This is a genomic window from Aeromicrobium sp. Root344 (genome assembly GCF_001425755.1).
In the GTDB taxonomy this organism is placed as follows: domain Bacteria; phylum Actinomycetota; class Actinomycetes; order Propionibacteriales; family Nocardioidaceae; genus Aeromicrobium.
This window is the reverse complement of sequence record NZ_LMDH01000001.1, coordinates 2,946,771-2,961,594: the sequence shown is the minus strand read 5'-3', so window position 1 is coordinate 2,961,594 and position 14,824 is coordinate 2,946,771. Positions and strand designations below refer to the sequence as shown.

General features: G+C 69.5%; 20 protein-coding genes. 8 read left to right on the top strand and 12 right to left on the bottom strand.

Annotated elements, in window-relative coordinates; genetic code table 11:
• Positions 1 to 70: 70 nt before the first annotated feature.
• From rpmB to ASC61_RS14590, 3 genes are read left to right on the top strand one after another with little or no spacing between them, the layout of a single operon-like run.
• A complete protein-coding gene (gene rpmB, locus ASC61_RS14600; protein WP_056213090.1) occupies positions 71 to 256 on the top strand; it encodes a 50S ribosomal protein L28 in 186 nt (61 codons plus the stop codon).
• 41 nt (positions 257 to 297) lie between these two features.
• Entirely contained in the window at positions 298 to 1,716 is a 1,419-nt protein-coding gene (locus ASC61_RS14595; protein ID WP_056213086.1) for an amidase, read from the top strand.
• 5 nt (positions 1,717 to 1,721) lie between these two features.
• A complete protein-coding gene (locus ASC61_RS14590) occupies positions 1,722 to 2,219 on the top strand; it encodes a GNAT family N-acetyltransferase (RefSeq protein ID WP_200935461.1) in 498 nt (165 codons plus the stop codon).
• A 4-nt stretch (positions 2,220 to 2,223) separates the two neighbouring features.
• Here the strand turns inward: ASC61_RS14590 and ASC61_RS14585 are convergent, their stop codons facing one another.
• Positions 2,224 to 3,180, bottom strand: coding sequence for a thiamine-phosphate kinase (locus tag ASC61_RS14585; RefSeq protein ID WP_157439506.1), 957 nt, complete (start codon positions 3,178 to 3,180; stop codon positions 2,224 to 2,226).
• Positions 3,181 to 3,267: 87 nt separating this feature from the next.
• On the opposite strand from ASC61_RS14585, the gene ASC61_RS14580 reads away from it, so the two are divergent.
• Both ASC61_RS14580 and ASC61_RS19460 read left to right on the top strand, forming a co-directional pair.
• A complete protein-coding gene (locus ASC61_RS14580; protein WP_056213083.1) occupies positions 3,268 to 3,504 on the top strand; it encodes an Lrp/AsnC ligand binding domain-containing protein in 237 nt (78 codons plus the stop codon).
• A 2-nt stretch (positions 3,505 to 3,506) separates the two neighbouring features.
• Entirely contained in the window at positions 3,507 to 3,959 is a 453-nt protein-coding gene (locus ASC61_RS19460; RefSeq protein WP_082530685.1) for a DUF3515 domain-containing protein, read from the top strand.
• On the opposite strand, the gene ASC61_RS14570 is transcribed toward ASC61_RS19460, so the two are convergent.
• Complete coding sequence (locus ASC61_RS14570) at positions 3,956 to 5,026, bottom strand: D-alanine--D-alanine ligase family protein (RefSeq protein WP_056213081.1); 1,071 nt, start codon at positions 5,024 to 5,026, stop codon at positions 3,956 to 3,958. The two genes, ASC61_RS19460 and ASC61_RS14570, sit on opposite strands and share 4 nt — an antisense overlap.
• 36 nt (positions 5,027 to 5,062) lie before the next feature.
• On the opposite strand from ASC61_RS14570, the gene ASC61_RS14565 reads away from it, so the two are divergent.
• Positions 5,063 to 6,130, top strand: coding sequence for a trans-sulfuration enzyme family protein (locus tag ASC61_RS14565; protein ID WP_056213079.1), 1,068 nt, complete (start codon positions 5,063 to 5,065; stop codon positions 6,128 to 6,130).
• Between the two features lies 1 nt (position 6,131).
• Here ASC61_RS14565 and ASC61_RS14560 read toward each other — a convergent pair whose 3' ends face one another.
• Together ASC61_RS14560 and ASC61_RS14555 are read right to left on the bottom strand one after the other, a co-directional pair.
• Complete coding sequence (locus ASC61_RS14560) at positions 6,132 to 7,133, bottom strand: NAD(P)H-dependent glycerol-3-phosphate dehydrogenase (protein ID WP_056213077.1); 1,002 nt, start codon at positions 7,131 to 7,133, stop codon at positions 6,132 to 6,134.
• Positions 7,134 to 7,871 (bottom strand): lysophospholipid acyltransferase family protein, encoded by a 738-nt coding sequence (locus tag ASC61_RS14555; RefSeq protein ID WP_056213075.1) that lies wholly within the window; start codon positions 7,869 to 7,871, stop codon positions 7,134 to 7,136. It abuts the gene before it with no gap.
• A gap of 43 nt (positions 7,872 to 7,914) precedes the next feature.
• Between ASC61_RS14555 and ASC61_RS14550 the strand changes: the two genes are divergently transcribed.
• Positions 7,915 to 8,103, top strand: a complete 189-nt coding sequence (locus ASC61_RS14550; RefSeq protein WP_056215724.1) for a hypothetical protein — start codon at positions 7,915 to 7,917, stop codon at positions 8,101 to 8,103.
• Positions 8,104 to 8,113: 10 nt separating this feature from the next.
• Here ASC61_RS14550 and leuD read toward each other — a convergent pair whose 3' ends face one another.
• On the bottom strand, positions 8,114 to 8,713 hold the full coding sequence (gene leuD, locus ASC61_RS14545) for a 3-isopropylmalate dehydratase small subunit (protein ID WP_056213074.1): 600 nt from the start codon (positions 8,711 to 8,713) through the stop codon (positions 8,114 to 8,116).
• A 2-nt stretch (positions 8,714 to 8,715) separates the two neighbouring features.
• A complete protein-coding gene (gene leuC / locus ASC61_RS14540; RefSeq protein WP_056213072.1) occupies positions 8,716 to 10,137 on the bottom strand; it encodes a 3-isopropylmalate dehydratase large subunit in 1,422 nt (473 codons plus the stop codon).
• A gap of 89 nt (positions 10,138 to 10,226) precedes the next feature.
• On the opposite strand from leuC, the gene ASC61_RS14535 reads away from it, so the two are divergent.
• Positions 10,227 to 10,943, top strand: a complete 717-nt coding sequence (locus ASC61_RS14535; protein ID WP_056213070.1) for an IclR family transcriptional regulator — start codon at positions 10,227 to 10,229, stop codon at positions 10,941 to 10,943.
• On the opposite strand, the gene ASC61_RS14530 is transcribed toward ASC61_RS14535, so the two are convergent.
• The 6 genes from ASC61_RS14530 to ASC61_RS14505 all read right to left on the bottom strand — a co-directional run bounded on the left by ASC61_RS14530 (position 10,940) and on the right by ASC61_RS14505 (position 14,818).
• Positions 10,940 to 11,356 carry a hypothetical protein gene (locus tag ASC61_RS14530; RefSeq protein ID WP_056213068.1) on the bottom strand — a complete coding sequence of 139 codons (417 nt, stop codon included), beginning with the start codon at positions 11,354 to 11,356 and terminating at the stop codon, positions 10,940 to 10,942. The two genes, ASC61_RS14535 and ASC61_RS14530, sit on opposite strands and share 4 nt — an antisense overlap.
• Before the next feature lie 53 nt (positions 11,357 to 11,409).
• A complete protein-coding gene (locus tag ASC61_RS14525) occupies positions 11,410 to 11,835 on the bottom strand; it encodes a Rho termination factor N-terminal domain-containing protein (protein WP_056213066.1) in 426 nt (141 codons plus the stop codon).
• Positions 11,836 to 11,921: 86 nt separating this feature from the next.
• Positions 11,922 to 12,380: a Rho termination factor N-terminal domain-containing protein gene (locus ASC61_RS14520; RefSeq protein ID WP_056213064.1), complete on the bottom strand. Its 459-nt coding sequence runs from the start codon at positions 12,378 to 12,380 to the stop codon at positions 11,922 to 11,924.
• 69 nt (positions 12,381 to 12,449) lie between these two features.
• A complete protein-coding gene (locus ASC61_RS14515; protein ID WP_056213063.1) occupies positions 12,450 to 12,914 on the bottom strand; it encodes a methylated-DNA--[protein]-cysteine S-methyltransferase in 465 nt (154 codons plus the stop codon).
• Entirely contained in the window at positions 12,911 to 14,356 is a 1,446-nt protein-coding gene (locus tag ASC61_RS14510; RefSeq protein ID WP_056213061.1) for a DNA-3-methyladenine glycosylase 2, read from the bottom strand. Before ASC61_RS14510 ends, ASC61_RS14515 begins: the two co-directional genes overlap by 4 nt.
• A gap of 63 nt (positions 14,357 to 14,419) precedes the next feature.
• Positions 14,420 to 14,818 (bottom strand): DUF1761 domain-containing protein, encoded by a 399-nt coding sequence (locus ASC61_RS14505; RefSeq protein ID WP_056213058.1) that lies wholly within the window; start codon positions 14,816 to 14,818, stop codon positions 14,420 to 14,422.
• Between the last annotated feature and the right edge of the window lie 6 nt (positions 14,819 to 14,824).

Below are 14,824 nucleotides of genomic sequence, written 5' to 3'. Positions count from 1 at the left end.
TGTCGTCGCACCGTCAGGTCGCGGTGACGGCCCCATTCATCCAAGTTGTCTCAACATTCAGGAGTTCGCCGTGGCTGCGGTCTGTGACGTGTGCGCCAAGGGACCTGGCTTCGGCCACAACGTCTCCTTCTCGCACCGACGCACCAAGCGTCGTTTCAACCCCAACATCCAGCGCGTCCGCGCCGTGGTGGAGGGCACCCCCAAGCACCTCAACGTGTGCACGTCGTGCATCAAGGCCGGCAAGGTCTCTCGCTAGACCGCTGGCTCACGGTTGCGATGTGACTCTAGAGTCATCTCGTGACCAACGAGAAAAGCATTCGCGTCCACGCCTTCGGTGACGACGCACTCGGCGACCTCGACACTGTCGGGGTCGCCGCTGCTGTTGCCGCGGGAACCATCAGCGCCCGTGAGGCTGCCGAGGCAGCCATCGCCCGCGCCGAGCGGGTGAATCCCGAGCTCAACGCGATCCAGCACCCCGACTTCGAGCGCGGGCTCGCCTCGTCCGAGCGGCCCGCCGAGGGAGTCTTCGCGGGCGTGCCGACGTTCGTCAAGGACAACACGGACTTCGCCGGTCTGCCGTCGGACCAGGGCTCGCTCGCGGTCAAGGCTCGCCCCGCCACGGCACACGCGCCGTTCACCGACCAGTTCCTGTCCGCCGGCTTCACGGTCCTGGGCAAGTCGACGATGCCCGAGTTCGGCTTCAATGCCACCACCGAGTACGCCACGCTGCCGCCGACCCGCAATCCGTGGAACACCGGCTACTCCGCCGGGGCGTCCTCAGGCGGTGCCGCCGCACTGGTCGCCGCGGGGGTCGTGCCCATCGCCCATGCCAACGACGGCGGCGGCTCGATCCGCATTCCCGCCGCCGCGTGCGGCCTCGTCGGCCTCAAGCCCACTCGAGGCCGCGTAGTACCCGCTGCGGAGGCGGCCAAGCTGCCGGTCGACATCATCTCCAACGGAGTCGTCACCCGTACGGTCCGCGACACGGCTCACTTCATGGCTGCGACGCAGGCCTATCGTCCCGCGACCGGCCTCAAGCCCCTCGGGCTCGTCGAAGGCCCGTCCGACCGGCGCCTCAAGGTCGGGTTGATCATCGACTCGATCACCGGCAAGCCGACCGACGAGGACACCCGCAAGGCCGTGCTGGCCACGGCCGACCTGCTGGGCTCACTGGGCCACGACGTCGTCGAGGTGCCGCTCCCGGTCGGCAAGGCGTTCATGGAGGACTTCAAGCACTACTGGGGCCTCCTGGCGTTCTCGACGCAGCACTTCGGCCGCCGGGTCATGAGCCCCGACTTCGACAAGACGCTGACCGATCCGTTCACGCGTGGTCTCGCCCGGCGGTTCGTACGACAGGCCTGGCGGACGCCGACCGCGATCCGTGGCCTCAAGCGCTCCGAGCAGCGCTACCGGGCCGCGTTCGCCGACGTCGACGTGGTCCTGTCGCCGACCTTGGCCTACGCCACACCCGAGCTCGGCTTCCTGTCCCCCGCCGTCGAGTTCGAGGTGATGTTCGAGCGCCTCGTGCAGTACGCCGCCTTCACGCCGCTCAACAACGCCTCCGGTGGTCCGGCGATCTCGCTGCCACTCGGCCGCTCGTCGGCCGACATGCCCATCGGCGTGCACTTCTCGGCAGACCACGGCGACGAGCAGACATTGCTGGAGCTCGCGTACGAGCTCGAGGCCGCCCAGCCGTTCGCCGAGATCCACCGTTGAACCTGGTGCTTCGCCGCCTCGCGCTCAGCGACGAGGCCGACACCGTGGCTGCGGTCGCCGAGATGGCCGCCGAGGGCGGGCACTGGTCCTATCGGTATCGCCCTGACCTGCCCTGGCCGGCCTACGTCGACCTCGTGCACGGCTGGGAGGACGGTCGCGACCTGCCGGGTGACTTCGTCGCCAACGCGGACCTCGTCGCCGACGTCGGAGGGGTCGTCGTCGGCCGGTCATCCCTGCGCTTCGAGCTCAACGACTTCCTGCGCACGCTCGGCGGTCACATCGGCTATGCCGTACGGCCGCAGTTCCGTGGCCGCGGCTACGCGACGGAGATCCTGCGGCAGTCGGTCGACCTGCTGCGAGCCCGGGGCATCAGCCCGGCGCTCGTCACCTGCGACGACGACAACATCGCCTCGGCCAAGGTCATCGAGGCCAATGGCGGCGTCCTCGAAGCGGTGGTCCCCGGCCTCGCCGACGTGCCCAAGCGGCGCTACTGGGTCAGCTGACGCATTACCTGAAGTGCTGGTGACCTGCCGGGCCCTCGTACGTCTTGCCGTCGACGAGGATGCCTGCGCCGTCGGAGACCGCGCCGATCGCGGTCCAGCCCTCCGGCAGCGAGGCCTGTGAGCTGAACGTGGCGACCAGCGCGTAGTCGTCGCCGCCGGTCAGCATGAACGTCAGAGCGTCGACGCCGAGCGCCTCGCTGACCGTGGCCACGGGCTCGGGGACCACGAACGTCGAGGAGACCAGGTCGATCGCGACGCCGCTGGCCTCGGCGATGTGCCCGAGGTCGGCGAGCAGGCCGTCGCTGATGTCGGTCATGGCCGTCGCACCGGCGCCGGCAGCCTGCGGACCCGCTGCGTAGGGCGGGTGCGGCACGCGGTGCGCGTCGACGGCGGCCTTGGGCGAGCGGAAGCCGCGACTCAGCGCGGCGAACCCGGCACCGGCGAGCCCCAGCTGTCCGGCGTACGCCACGACGTCGCCCGGCAGCGCGCCGGAGCGCAGCACCGGGCGCGTGACGTCGCCCATCGCGGTGACGGCGATGACGATCTTGTCCGACGCCGTGACGTCACCACCGACGATGTGGGCACCGACGTGTGCGCACTCGACCTCGAACCCGCGCGTCATGTCCAGCACCCACGACACCGGCAGGTCGGCGGGAGCACCGAACCCCACGGTCAGTGCCGTCGCGACCCCGCCCATGGCGTTGATGTCGGAGAGGTTGCAGGCCGCCGCCTTGCGACCGATGTCGTGCGGGGACGACCAGTCGCGGCGGAAGTGCCGGCCCTCCACGAGCAGGTCGGTCGAGACCAGGAACGTGCCGTCCTTGGTGGACACGTGCGCCGCGTCGTCACCCGGACCGAGCAGCACGTGCCGGTTGTCGCCGATCTCGCCGCGTACCCGGTCGATCAGGCCGAACTCGCCGATGTCGCCGATCGTGGGTTCGCCCGGAGCACTGGTCGCCATACGCGCCATTGTGTCGCAGGCGGCAGCGCACACGAGGAGGCGCATCGGGTAGCGTGGCACAGTCCGGTCTACTGAAGGAGTTCCACGATGGCTGTGCAGGCATACATCCTCGTCCAGACCGAGGTCGGCAAGGCCGCCGAGGTCGCGACCGCGATCGCCGCCATCGACGGGGTCACGCTCGCTGAGGACGTGACCGGACCCTACGACGTCATCGTGCGGGCCGAGGGCCCCAGCGTCGACGAGCTCGGCGCGCTGGTCGTCACCACGATCCAGAACGTTCCCGGCATCACCCGTACGCTCACCTGCCCCATCGTCCGCATCTAGGCGTGGCACGGCGCCTTCTCCTCGCCGCCGCACTCTGCACCGCTCTCCTCACGGCGGGCTGCGGATCGGAGCTCTCGGTCGACGAGTACCCGACCGTGCGTGGCACGGAGGTCAACTGCAAGGGCCTGTTCGCCGACCGGCCGCTGAAGGTCGCTGGTCAGAAGAACCGGATGGTCAAGGGTGAGAACGCTTCCGCGTGGGGCGACCCCGCGATCATCCTGCGGTGTGGCGTCGAGAAGCCCAACGATCTCGGGCCGGCGTCGCGGTGCGACATGGTCGACGACGTCGGCTGGTTCAGCGAGACGACGTCCGACGGCTACCTGTTCACGACGATCGGCCGCGACTACTACGTCAGCGTCGAGGTGCCCGACGACTACGCGCCCGAGGCCGACGCCTTGGCCGACCTGGCCGACTCCATCGCGCGGCACGACCCGGTCAAGAAGCCCTGCGTCTAGCGCAGCCCGGTCTCGCGTCCCAGGGCGAGCTGGATCAGCCGGTCGACGAGCTCGGGATAGGACATCCCGCTCGCCTGCCAGAGCACGGGGAACATCGAGTAGGGCGTGAAGCCCGGCATCGTGTTGATCTCGTTGATGACCAGCCCGTCGTCGGTCAGGAAGAAGTCGACGCGGGCGAGACCCTCGCAGCCGACCGCCTCGAAGGCCTGCACGGCGTACGTGCGAATGCGCTCGCTGAGCGTCACGGAGATGTCGGCCGGCACGACGTTGCGACTCGTGCCGTCGAGGTACTTCGCCTCGAAGTCGTAGAACTCGTGGGCTGAGTCCGCCTCGACCGTGATCTCGCCGACGAGGCTGGCGACGGGCTTGCCGTCGGGCTCCTGGATGACGGCGCACTCGAGCTCGCGCTTGCCCTTGGCACCGGCTTCGACGATGACCTTGGGGTCGAAGTCGCGCGCTTTGTTGACGGCGCTGTCGAGCTCCTCCCACGTGTCGACCATCGTGACGCCGGAGCTCGAGCCGGCTCGCGCGGGCTTGACGAAGACCGGCAGGCCGAGCGCACGGATGCGCGCCTCGACCCGCTCACGCTCGCCCTTCCACTGCCACGGGAGCACCGTGACGTAGGGGATCTGCGGCAGCCCGGCGGCGGAGAAGACCGTCTTGGTGAACGGCTTGTCCATGCTCACGGCGCTGGAGAGCACCCCGGCGCCGACGTAGCGGACGTCGGCCATCTCGAGCAGGCCCTGGATCGTGCCGTCCTCGCCCCAAGGGCCGTGGAGCAACGGGAACACCGCGTCGAACCCGCGCAGGTCCTCCCACGCGAACGCCGGGCGGTCGTCACGTACCTCAGGCAGCTGACCAGCGGCGAGCTCGGGCCACTCGGCCGTCTCCCGGACCCAGACCCCGGCGCGGGTGATGCCGACGGGGTGGACCTCGTAGCGATCCTGGTCGATGGCCGCGATGACCTCGCGTGCGGTGAGACAGGAAACCCCGTGCTCACTGGAACGGCCGCCAAAAATGACAGCAAGTCTTGGTTTGCCGACTGAGGTGTCCACCGAGAGGCTCATTGTCGAGCACGATACCGGTCAGGGCATGATGTCCTCATGCCCGGACACGAACTTTCGCCCTCGACCATCGCTGTTGGCGCAGGGCGGCCGAACCGCGTCCCGGGGGGACCGCTCAACGCTCCGATCACGCTCGCGAGCGCGTTGGTTCCGGGTGGAACGTCCGAGTACGGCAGGCAGGGCAATCCCACGTGGGACTCGTTCGAGACGGTCCTGGGCGCCCTCGAGGGCGGGCGTGCCCTCTCCTTCGCGTCCGGCACCGCCGCCACGAGCGCCTTGTTCGACCTGGTGCCCAGCAAGGCCACGGTCGTCGCACCCCGGCACGCCTACTACGGCACCCTCACCCAGCTCCACGAGCGAGCCCGGCGCGGCCAGATCGATCTCAAGCTCGTCGACATCGACAACACCCAGCTGGTCATCAACGCTGCCGAGAGCGCCGCCCTGGTGTGGATCGAGTCGCCGACCAACCCGTCGCTGGAGATCGCCGACATCGCCGCGATCTCGCAGGCCGCGTCGCGGGCGGGGACCGCCGTGGCCGTCGACAACACGTTCGCCACTCCCCTGCGCCAGAAGCCGCTCGAGCTCGGCGCCGACTTCGTGGTGCACTCGGCGTCCAAGCTGCTGTCCGGCCACAGCGACGTCATTCTCGGCGCCGTGGTGACCAACAGCGACCGGGCCTACGCCGCGATCGAGAAGCGCCGCTCGGTGCTCGGCGCCATCCCCGGCGCGATGGAGACGTGGCTCGCCGTGCGCGGCATGCGTACGCTCCACGTGCGGCTCGACCGGGCCGAGGCCAACGCCAAGGAGCTGCACAAGCGGCTCTCGGCCTCGAGCCGCATCGTCTACTCGCGCTACCCCGGCTTCGGCACGATCATCGCGTTCGAGGTCGCCGGCGGCGCCCAGGTGGCGCAGAAGATGACCGAGCAGAGCGACATCATCACGTACGCCACGAGTCTCGGTGGGGTCGAGTCGACCTGGGAGCGGCGTCGCCGGCATCCCCAAGAGCCGGAGTCCGTGCCCGAGGGCCTGATCCGGTTCTCGGTGGGCATCGAGGACGTCGAGGACCTCTGGATCGACATCCAGAACGTGCTCGCCGCGTTCAGCTGACCTAGACCGTCTCGGGCTTGGCCTGCCGGGAGATCAGGCGCGACACCAGCTCGTCGGGGCTCATCTCGCCGGCGATCAGCGCCGCGACGTGCTCCACGATCGGCATCTCGACGTCGTGCAGCTTCGCCAGCTCGCTGACGGACACGCACGACTTGACGCCTTCGGCGACCTGGCTGGTCTGTCCCATGACCTCCTCGACGCTCATGCCCTGCCCGAGCTTCTCGCCGAACGTACGGTTGCGCGACAGCGGTGACGAGCAGGTGGCGACGAGGTCACCCATGCCGGCGAGCCCCATGAACGTGACCGGGTCGGCGCCGATGGCAGCACCCAGGCGCGCCGTCTCGGCGAGACCGCGGGTGATGACCGAGGCCTTGGTGTTGTCGCCGTAGCCGAGCCCCACGCACACGCCGACGGCCAGTCCGATGATGTTCTTGGCGGTGCCGGCGAGCTCGCAGCCGACGACATCGGTCATCGAGTAGGGCCGGAACGACGCGGTGTGGCACAGCTTCTGCAGCCGCTCGGCGACGCCCTGGTCCTCGCAGGCCACGACGCTGGCGGCGGGCTCACGGTTGGCGATCTCGCGAGCCAGGTTGGGCCCGGAGACGACGGCGATGCGCTCGGGTCCGGCGCCGGTGATCTCGGCGATGACCTCGCTCATGCGCTTGTGGGTGCCGAGCTCGACGCCCTTCATGAGGCTGACCATGACGGCGTCGGCGGGCACGTGCTCGCTCCACGACACGAGGTTGTCGCGCAGCTGCTGCGACGGGACCGCCAGCACGACGACCTCGGCACCAGCCATGGCCTCGGCCGGATCGTGCGTCGCGGTGATCTCCTTGGGCAGCGGTATGCCCGGGAGGTAGTCGGAGTTCTCGTGCTTGGTGTTGATCGTCTCGCACAGCTCGGGCCGCCGTCCCCACAGGCGTACGTCGTTGCCGGCGTCGGCCAGCACCATGGCGAAGGCCGTGCCCCACGAACCTGCGCCCATCACGGCAGTCTGCGCCATTCACGAGTCCAATCTCTTGTAGTTGGTCTTCGGCTTGCTGAGGGTATGCACATCGATGCGAGGTGTCGAGGGCAGCTCGCCCCGCACCTCGGCCATCATGGCAGTCAACGTGTCCATCAGGCGGTCGGTTGCCAGATGAAGGACCTCCTCGGTGAGCTCCTTGCCCTCGAAGTCGGACAGGTCCACCGGCTTGCCGACGCGGATGTGGATCGTCTTGCGCGGGAACAGCCGCAGCTTCTTGGCGTACGGCCACAGGATCTCCTGGGGCCCCCACTGCATCAGCGGGACCAGGGGCTTGCCGGTGCTCAGCGCGACGCGTACGGCGCCCGTACGGCCGCTCATGGGCCACGCAGCAGGGTCGCGGGTGATCGTGCCCTCGGGGTAGATCGTCACGACATGACCGGCCTCGACTGCCGCCGACGCCGCACGCAACGACTCGGCGGCGCCCTCGGTGCTGCGGTAGACCGGGATCTGCTGGGCGTTGCGCAGGATCCAGCCGTACCACTTGGCGCCGACGAGGGTGTCCTTCGCGAGGAATCGCGGCGCGATGTTGTTGTCGAGCATGAAGTGGCCGATGAGGAACGGGTCGGCGTGGGACACGTGGTTGGGCGCCAGGACGAATCCGCCGTCGGGCAGGTTCTCCATGCCCTGCCAGTCCCGCTTGGTCGTCACCATCAGGAGCGGCCGGACGAAGAACTTGATCACCTTGGTCGTGAATGGAACAGGGCGCTTCACCATGAGGGCGAGCCTAAACCTTCCGGCGCCGACTAGGGTGGCTGCCATGCAGGGCACCGTCGCGACCTTCGACCAGTCCACGCGGGCCGGGAGCCTCCTGACCGACGAGGGCATGCCGCTGGAGTTCCCCGCCGAGTCGCTCGCCGAGCACATCCGTCATCTGCGCATCGGCCAGCGCGTGTTCGTCGAGACGACCCCGTCAGGCGAGGTCACCTCGATCAAGATCTGGCAATGACGCCGAGGCGTCAGAGGGTGGCGGGCTTGAAGCTCGGGCGCGACTTCTCGTAGGTGACGATGTCGTCCTCGTGGCTCAGCGTGATGCCGACGTCGTCGAGGCCCTCGAGCAGGCGCCAGCGGGTGTAGTCGTCGATCGTGAACGAGTCCTCGATCGCGTCGACGCCGTCGCCGGCCTTGACCGTGCGCGACTCGAGGTCGACCGTGATCGTCGCGCCGGGGTTGGTGTCGAGGTAGTCCCACAGCCGCTGCACGACCTTGTCGTCGACCTGCGCGGCCAGCAGTCCGGCCTTGCCGGAGTTGCCGCGGAAGATGTCTCCGAAGCGGGGCGAGATGACGACCTTGAAACCGTAGTTCTGCAGCGCCCACACGGCGTGCTCACGCGACGATCCGGTGCCGAAGTCGGGGCCGGCGACGAGGACCGTGGCGTTCTTGTAGGCGTCCTGGTTGAGCACGAACGACGGATCGCTGCGCCAGGCCGAGAACAGGCCCTCCTCGAAGCCGTCACGCGTGACCTTCTTGAGCCAGACGGCGGGGATGATCTGGTCGGTGTCGACGTTGCTGCGCCGCAGCGGAGCGCCCACCCCTGTGTGAGTCGAGAACTTCTCCATCGTCAGTTACCTGCCTTTGCGAGCTCGGCCAGGTCGGCGGGACCGGCGAGGTGTCCGAGGATTCCGGTGGCGACGGCGACGTCGGGCGACACGAGGTGCGTACGCCCGCCCTTGCCCTGCCTGCCTTCGAAGTTGCGGTTGGACGTCGAGGCGCTGCGCTCCCCCGGGGTGAGCTGGTCGGGGTTCATGCCCAGACACATGGAGCAGCCCGCACCACGCCACTCGGCTCCGGCGTCCTTGAAGATCACGTCGAGGCCCTCCTGCTCGGCCTGCAGACGTACGCGCACCGAGCCCGGCACGACGAGGATCCGGGTGTCCGGCGCGACCTTGTGCCCCTCGATGAGGTTGGCGGCGACGCGCAGGTCCTCGATGCGACCGTTGGTGCACGAGCCGATGAACACCGTGTCGACCTTGATGTCCTTCATCGGCGTGCCGGCCTCGAGGCCCATGTAGCGCAGCGCATTCTCGGCGGCGATGCGCTCGTTGTCGTCCTCGAACGACGCCGGATCGGGCACGTTGCCCGACAGCGGCACGCCCTGGCCCGGGTTGGTGCCCCAGGTGACGAACGGCGTGATGGTCGAGGCGTCGATCGTGATGGTCTTGTCGAACTCGGCGTCGTCGTCGGTGACGAGGCTGTCCCAGTAGGCCACGGCGGCGTCCCAGTCGGCACCCGTCGGCGCGTTCGGGCGGCCCTCGAGGTAGTCGTAGGTCGTCTGGTCCGGTGCGATGAGCCCGGCCTTGGCGCCCCACTCGATCGACATGTTGCAGATCGTCATGCGGGCTTCCATCGACAGCTTGCGGATCGCCTCACCGCGGTACTCCACGATGTAGCCCTGGCCGCCGCCGGTCGTCTCCTGCGTGATGAGCGCAAGGATCAGGTCCTTGGCGGTCGAGCCGGCAGGCAGCTCGCCGACGACCTCGACGGCCATCATCTTGGGCTTGGCCTGCGACAGCGACTGCGTCGCCAGGACGTGCTCGACCTCGGACGTACCGATGCCGAACGCGATCGAGCCGAACGCGCCGTGGGTCGAGGTGTGCGAGTCGCCGCACACGATCGTCATGCCGGGCTGCGTGAGGCCGAGCTGCGGGCCGACGACGTGCACGATGCCCTGGTCGATGTCGCCCATGGGGTGCAGGCGTACGCCGAACTCCTCGCAGTTGCGGCGCAGCGTCTCGACCTGCGTGCGCGACACGAGGTCGGCGATCGGCTTGTCGAGGTCGGTCGTCGGGATGTTGTGGTCCTCGGTCGCGAGCGTGAGGTCGGGGCGGCGCACGGTGCGCCCGGCGAGGCGGAGCCCGTCGAAGGCCTGAGGACTCGTCACCTCATGGATCAGGTGGAGGTCGATGTAGAGCAGGTCGGGCTCGCCCTCGTGGCTGCGTACGACGTGCTCGTCCCAGATCTTCTCGGCAAGGGTCTTGCCCATGGCGCTCTCCTCAGCTGCGTTGCAGTGCCCCTCGGCACCACCACCAGTATGCACTTGCGTCTCACAATGCGATACGGCAGTATCAAGACATGGACAACTCTAGCGGAGTCGGCGTTCTCGACAAAGCCGCTCTCGTGCTCGCCGCGCTCGAGCCGGGACCCGCGACACTGGCCGGTCTGGTCGCCAGCACCGGGCTGGCCCGACCCACCGCGCACCGCCTCGCCGTGGCTCTCGAACATCATCGGCTCGTCGCCAGGGACATGCAAGGACGCTTCATCCTCGGCCCCCGCCTCGGCGAGCTCGCGGCCGCCGCAGGCGAGGACCGCCTCCTCGCCGCAGCCGGACCCGTGCTCGCCCGCCTGCGTGACATCACCGGCGAGTCCGCCCAGCTGTTCCGCCGCCAGGGCGACTTCCGCGTGTGTGTCGCCGCGGCCGACCGGCCGACCGGCCTGCGCGACTCGATCCCCGTCGGCGGTCAGCTGACGATGAGCGCCGGCTCTGCCGCCCAGGTCCTGCTGTCGTGGGAAGACCCCGAGCGGATGAACAAGGGGCTGCTCAAGGCCACGTTCTCGGCCGCCGAGCTGTCAGCCGTACGCCGTCGTGGCTGGGCGCAGAGTGTCGGCGAGCGCGAGACGGGCGTCGGGTCCGTCTCGGCACCCGTCCGCTCCCCCTCCGGCAAGGTCGTCGCCGCGGTGTCGGTGTCCGGCCCGCTCGAGCGCCTGACCCGCCAGCCCGGCCGCATGCACGCCCCAGCGGTCGTCGCTGCGGCCGAGCGTCTCTCGCAGAGCCTCCGCAGGTCGAACTAGGCGGCGAGGTCGTCGGGTGACATCACCCGGAGGACCGAGTCGTCGGCCGTGTGCACCGGCCACGCACCGAGGGAGTGAGCCGCCGAGACGGCGGTGATCGCACGCACCCACTGGATGTCCGACGCGCGAGTGCCCGCGTGGGTGGGCCGCGCCCACAGCAGCGCGATCGAGCCGTCGGGGTCCCCCTCGTCGAGCACGATGCGCAGCGAGCGCGCGAGGTTGACGAGCATCTGCCCGTCAGGCGCGGCCGGGCAGTCCGTGACGTTGACGATCGACGGCTGCACCCGCCCGCCACGATCCAGCATGATCGCGAAGATCTGCCGGCTGCCGAACCCGAGCGGCTCGATGAGGTGGCGCCACACCCGCTCGAGATCGGCCGGGGTGTGGACGTCAGGGATGTCGGATGGGGTCATGTCCCAACGATCACCGGGAGCCGCCGCAGACGTCGAACGCATCGTCCACAGGCCTAGATGAGCTCGGCGAGGAGCTGGTCCTTGCGCATGCGCGAGTAGCCCGCGACGCCCTGGTCCTTGGCCGCTTCACGGAGCTGTGCCACGGTCCACGTCGGTTCCGGCATCTTCGGGGCGTCCCGGAGCGCGAGCGGCTCGGCCCTCGGATGATCGGCGATCACCTGACGGGCCCGCGCCTTGGCCTTCTTGCGCTTGGCGTTGGCTTCGGCGATCGCCTGCTCCGCCTTGGCGCGCACCTTCTGCACGCGGGACCGCTGCTTCTCGGCGCGCTTCTTCCACGTCGCCGCCTCGTCCTCGAGGGTCTTGACGCGATCACGGAGCACCGCGATCTCGGCGGTCAGCTCCTCGACCGTCGCGGTCGCGGCAGCGAGCTTCTTGTCTGACTTGGTCGGGCGGGTCTTCTTGCCGGGCTTGGCAGCCATGGTCACCTCCGGTGCGGGTGCGACACACGGTGGCGGACCGGGGTGAACGGAGGAAGAACGCGCTGGTCAAAGACCCGCCGGCCGACTCAGCCCTTGAGCGCGGCGACCAGCTGGGCCTTCGTCATGCGCGAGTAGCCCGTGACGCCCTGAGCACGTGCCGCAGCCCGCAGCTCGGCGACCGTCAGCTCCGACTTCGGCGCCGCCTGGACCGGCACGACCTCGACCTTTGCAGCAGGTGCGGGCTTGCTGCCCCTGGCCTTGCGGGTCGACGTGCGGGCGCTCTTGGCCGCGGACTTGCCGGCGTCGCGGGCGGACTTGACCGCCGACTTGCCGGCCTGCTCGGCCGCCCCGCGCAGCTTCTTGGCGTCGCGCTTGAGCTCGCTGACCCGCTTCTCCAGCTTGTCCTCGAGCTTGCCGACGGTCTTCTCGAGCTTGGCCACGGTGGCGCGAAGGTTCTTGATCGCCTCCTGGGCGGCCGCGAGCTCCGAGTCCGGCGAGCCCTTGCCCTTGCTCGACTTCTTGGACGACTTGGTACGTGCGGCCATGACCTTCTCCTGTGCTCGAACGACACTGGCTCGTCATGGTGCCATGCCAGGGTGAACAACCGGGGAGGTTCAGAACAGGCCGGGCACCTCGAGGTCGAGCAGCGTCTTCTTGCGCTCGAGCCCGCCGGCGTAGCCGGTCAACGAGCCGTCCGAGCCGATGACGCGATGGCACGGCACGATGATCGGGATCGGGTTGGCCCCGTTGGCGGCACCGACCGCCCGCGAGATCACCGGCTCGTAGCCCAGCCGCCGGGCGATGTCGCCGTAGCTGGCGGTCTCGCCGTACGGGATGCGCTGGAGCTCGGCCCAGACCTTCTTCTGGAACTCCGAGCCCTCGCTGGCCAGTGGCAGGTCGAACGTCGTGCGCTCGCCGGCGAAGTACTCGCTGAGCTGCTGCTCGGCTCGGTCGAGCAGTGGATCGTTCGACCGGGTGCGGCGCGGCTTGCCCGCCCCGAAGTCGATCGCGGTGATGAGTCCTGCTGAGGCGTGAATGCGGAGCCCGCCGATCGGCGAGTCCATCCAACGTGTCGTCATGTCAGGGTCCTTTCGACGTCGGCGCTCGCGCGCCAGAGGTGCATGGCGGCGTAGGAACGCCAGGGCTTCCATCGTTCGGTGCGTTCGGGCTCGACGCCGTGGCGTTCGAGCATGCGCCGGATGATGAGGTCGGTCTCGAGCATCACGTCCGGATGCGCAAGGGCCCGCATGCTGATGTAGTCGGCGGTCCAGGGGCCGATGCCGGGCAGCGCGACGAGGTCGGCGCGTACGGCTTCGCGGTCGGCCCCCGGGTCGAGCTCGATCTTGCCGTCGGCCACCGCCTGCGCGACACCGATCAGCGCCCGAGCCCGGCTTCGCGGCATGCTCAGGGCCGTGTCATCGGCCTCGGCGAGTGCCTCGGGGGTGGCGAACGCGTGTGTCAGACCGTGCGAAGCAGCGAGGTCGAACGCCACCGGGGTGCCGTAGGTCTCCGCGAACCGGCCGAGGATCGTACGGGCCCCGGCGACCGAGACCTGCTGGCCGACGATCGCCCGGACGGCGACCTCGAAACCGTCGACCTGGCTCGGCAGTCGCAGACCAGGCGCAGCGGCCACGAGCGGTGCGAGCAGCGGATCCGCGGCCAGCACCTCGTCGATCGCGAGCGGGTCGGCATCGAGATCGAGCAAGCGGCGACAGCGCTGGACGGCCACGGCGGTGTCGCGCAGGTCCGCGAGCTCGAGCTCGCAGTCGACGTGGGCGTCGTGCAGCGTCAGCTGGACCGCGCCGAGACCGTGCGGCAGCCGCATCACGCGGGCGTACGTCCGCCCGTCGATCCGCTCGACACCCGCGATCAGCCGGCCGCCGAGGAAGTCGAGGAGCCCATCGACATGGAAGGGCTGGCGCACCGCTAGGCGCAGCGTGACACGGCCGGTCGGTGTGCTGCGGCGGCGCCCTCGCATCTCAGTCGGCGACAGCGCGTAGACGTGGCGCACCGAGTCGTTGAACTGCCGGATCGAGGCGAACCCGGCGGCGAACGCGACGTCGGACATCGGCATCTCCGTCGTCTCGATGAGGACCCTGGCGGCATGCGCCCGGTTGCTGCGGGCCAACGCCAGCGGACCGGCGCCGAGCTCCTGGGTCAGCATCCGGGTCACGTGCCGCTGGCTGTAGCCGAGTCGGCTCGCCAGACCTTCGACGCCCTCGCGCTCGACCACGCCGTCGGCGATCAGGCGCATGGCGCGGCCCACGGCGTCGGCGCGCACGTTCCACTCCGGCGAGCCCGGCGTGGTGTCGGGGCGGCACCGGCGGCAGGCTCGGAAGCCGGCGTCCTGGGCCGCCGCCGCGGAGGCGTAGAACGTGACGTTCTCTCGCTTGGGCGTCACCGCCGGGCACGACGGCCGGCAGTAGATGCCGGTCGTCCTCACGCCGACGTAGAAGACCCCGTCGAACCGGGCGTCGCGCGACGCGGCGGCCCGGTAGCAGCGTTCGTGGTCGGTGTGCATACGTCCATCATGACGGCGCGCACCGACACTTACCGGCGGGTTTCAGACATGGACGCCGGAGCCTCAGGAAGCTTGGAACGCCCCGACGATGGCGCCCATCAATGCGGTCCCGACGACGAAGTAGCCGGCGTCGACGGCGAAGCTGGTGAGGGACCAGGAGTCTCGTCGGCGGTGGCGTCCGAGCGTGGTCAGTCCGGCAGCCACGCCCGCCCCCAGGCCCAGCAGGAAGCCGTGCTCGACACCGCCCGCGTCGACCTGGGTCGCAAGAGCGAACGCGAGGACGAGCCCCACGAGCATCGTCGCGCCGAGCACGAGCGGATGCGGCCAGGTCTCGGTCGGGTCGTCCGCGAGGCCCGAGGCGGCCTGCCACGTCCGACCGAATATGACGCCGTACCAGAGGACACCGAGGAACGAGAAGGCGAGCGTCGCGACGACGATGCCGAGAATCGAGAGGTCAGCCACGCCGAG

Excerpts from the sequence above, each read along its gene's own strand:
- ASC61_RS14550 (WP_056215724.1), top strand. The coding sequence starts at position 7,915 with ATGCAGGGCACCGTCGCGACCTTCGACCAGTCCACGCGGGCCGGGAGC.
- leuC (WP_056213072.1), bottom strand. The coding sequence starts at position 10,137 with ATGGGCAAGACCCTTGCCGAGAAGATCTGGGACGAGCACGTCGTACGC.
- ASC61_RS14580 (WP_056213083.1), top strand. The coding sequence starts at position 3,268 with ATGGCTGTGCAGGCATACATCCTCGTCCAGACCGAGGTCGGCAAGGCC.
- ASC61_RS14560 (WP_056213077.1), bottom strand. The coding sequence starts at position 7,133 with ATGGCGCAGACTGCCGTGATGGGCGCAGGTTCGTGGGGCACGGCCTTC.
- ASC61_RS14520 (WP_056213064.1), bottom strand. The coding sequence starts at position 12,380 with ATGGCCGCACGTACCAAGTCGTCCAAGAAGTCGAGCAAGGGCAAGGGC.
- leuD (WP_056213074.1), bottom strand. The coding sequence starts at position 8,713 with ATGGAGAAGTTCTCGACTCACACAGGGGTGGGCGCTCCGCTGCGGCGC.
- ASC61_RS14515 (WP_056213063.1), bottom strand. The coding sequence starts at position 12,914 with ATGACGACACGTTGGATGGACTCGCCGATCGGCGGGCTCCGCATTCAC.
- ASC61_RS14530 (WP_056213068.1), bottom strand. The coding sequence starts at position 11,356 with ATGACCCCATCCGACATCCCTGACGTCCACACCCCGGCCGATCTCGAG.
- ASC61_RS14535 (WP_056213070.1), top strand. The coding sequence starts at position 10,227 with ATGGACAACTCTAGCGGAGTCGGCGTTCTCGACAAAGCCGCTCTCGTG.
- ASC61_RS14570 (WP_056213081.1), bottom strand. The coding sequence starts at position 5,026 with ATGAGCCTCTCGGTGGACACCTCAGTCGGCAAACCAAGACTTGCTGTC.
- ASC61_RS14510 (WP_056213061.1), bottom strand. The coding sequence starts at position 14,356 with ATGCACACCGACCACGAACGCTGCTACCGGGCCGCCGCGTCGCGCGAC.
- ASC61_RS14565 (WP_056213079.1), top strand. The coding sequence starts at position 5,063 with ATGCCCGGACACGAACTTTCGCCCTCGACCATCGCTGTTGGCGCAGGG.
- ASC61_RS14555 (WP_056213075.1), bottom strand. The coding sequence starts at position 7,871 with ATGGTGAAGCGCCCTGTTCCATTCACGACCAAGGTGATCAAGTTCTTC.
- ASC61_RS14585 (WP_157439506.1), bottom strand. The coding sequence starts at position 3,180 with ATGGCGACCAGTGCTCCGGGCGAACCCACGATCGGCGACATCGGCGAG.
- ASC61_RS14525 (WP_056213066.1), bottom strand. The coding sequence starts at position 11,835 with ATGGCTGCCAAGCCCGGCAAGAAGACCCGCCCGACCAAGTCAGACAAG.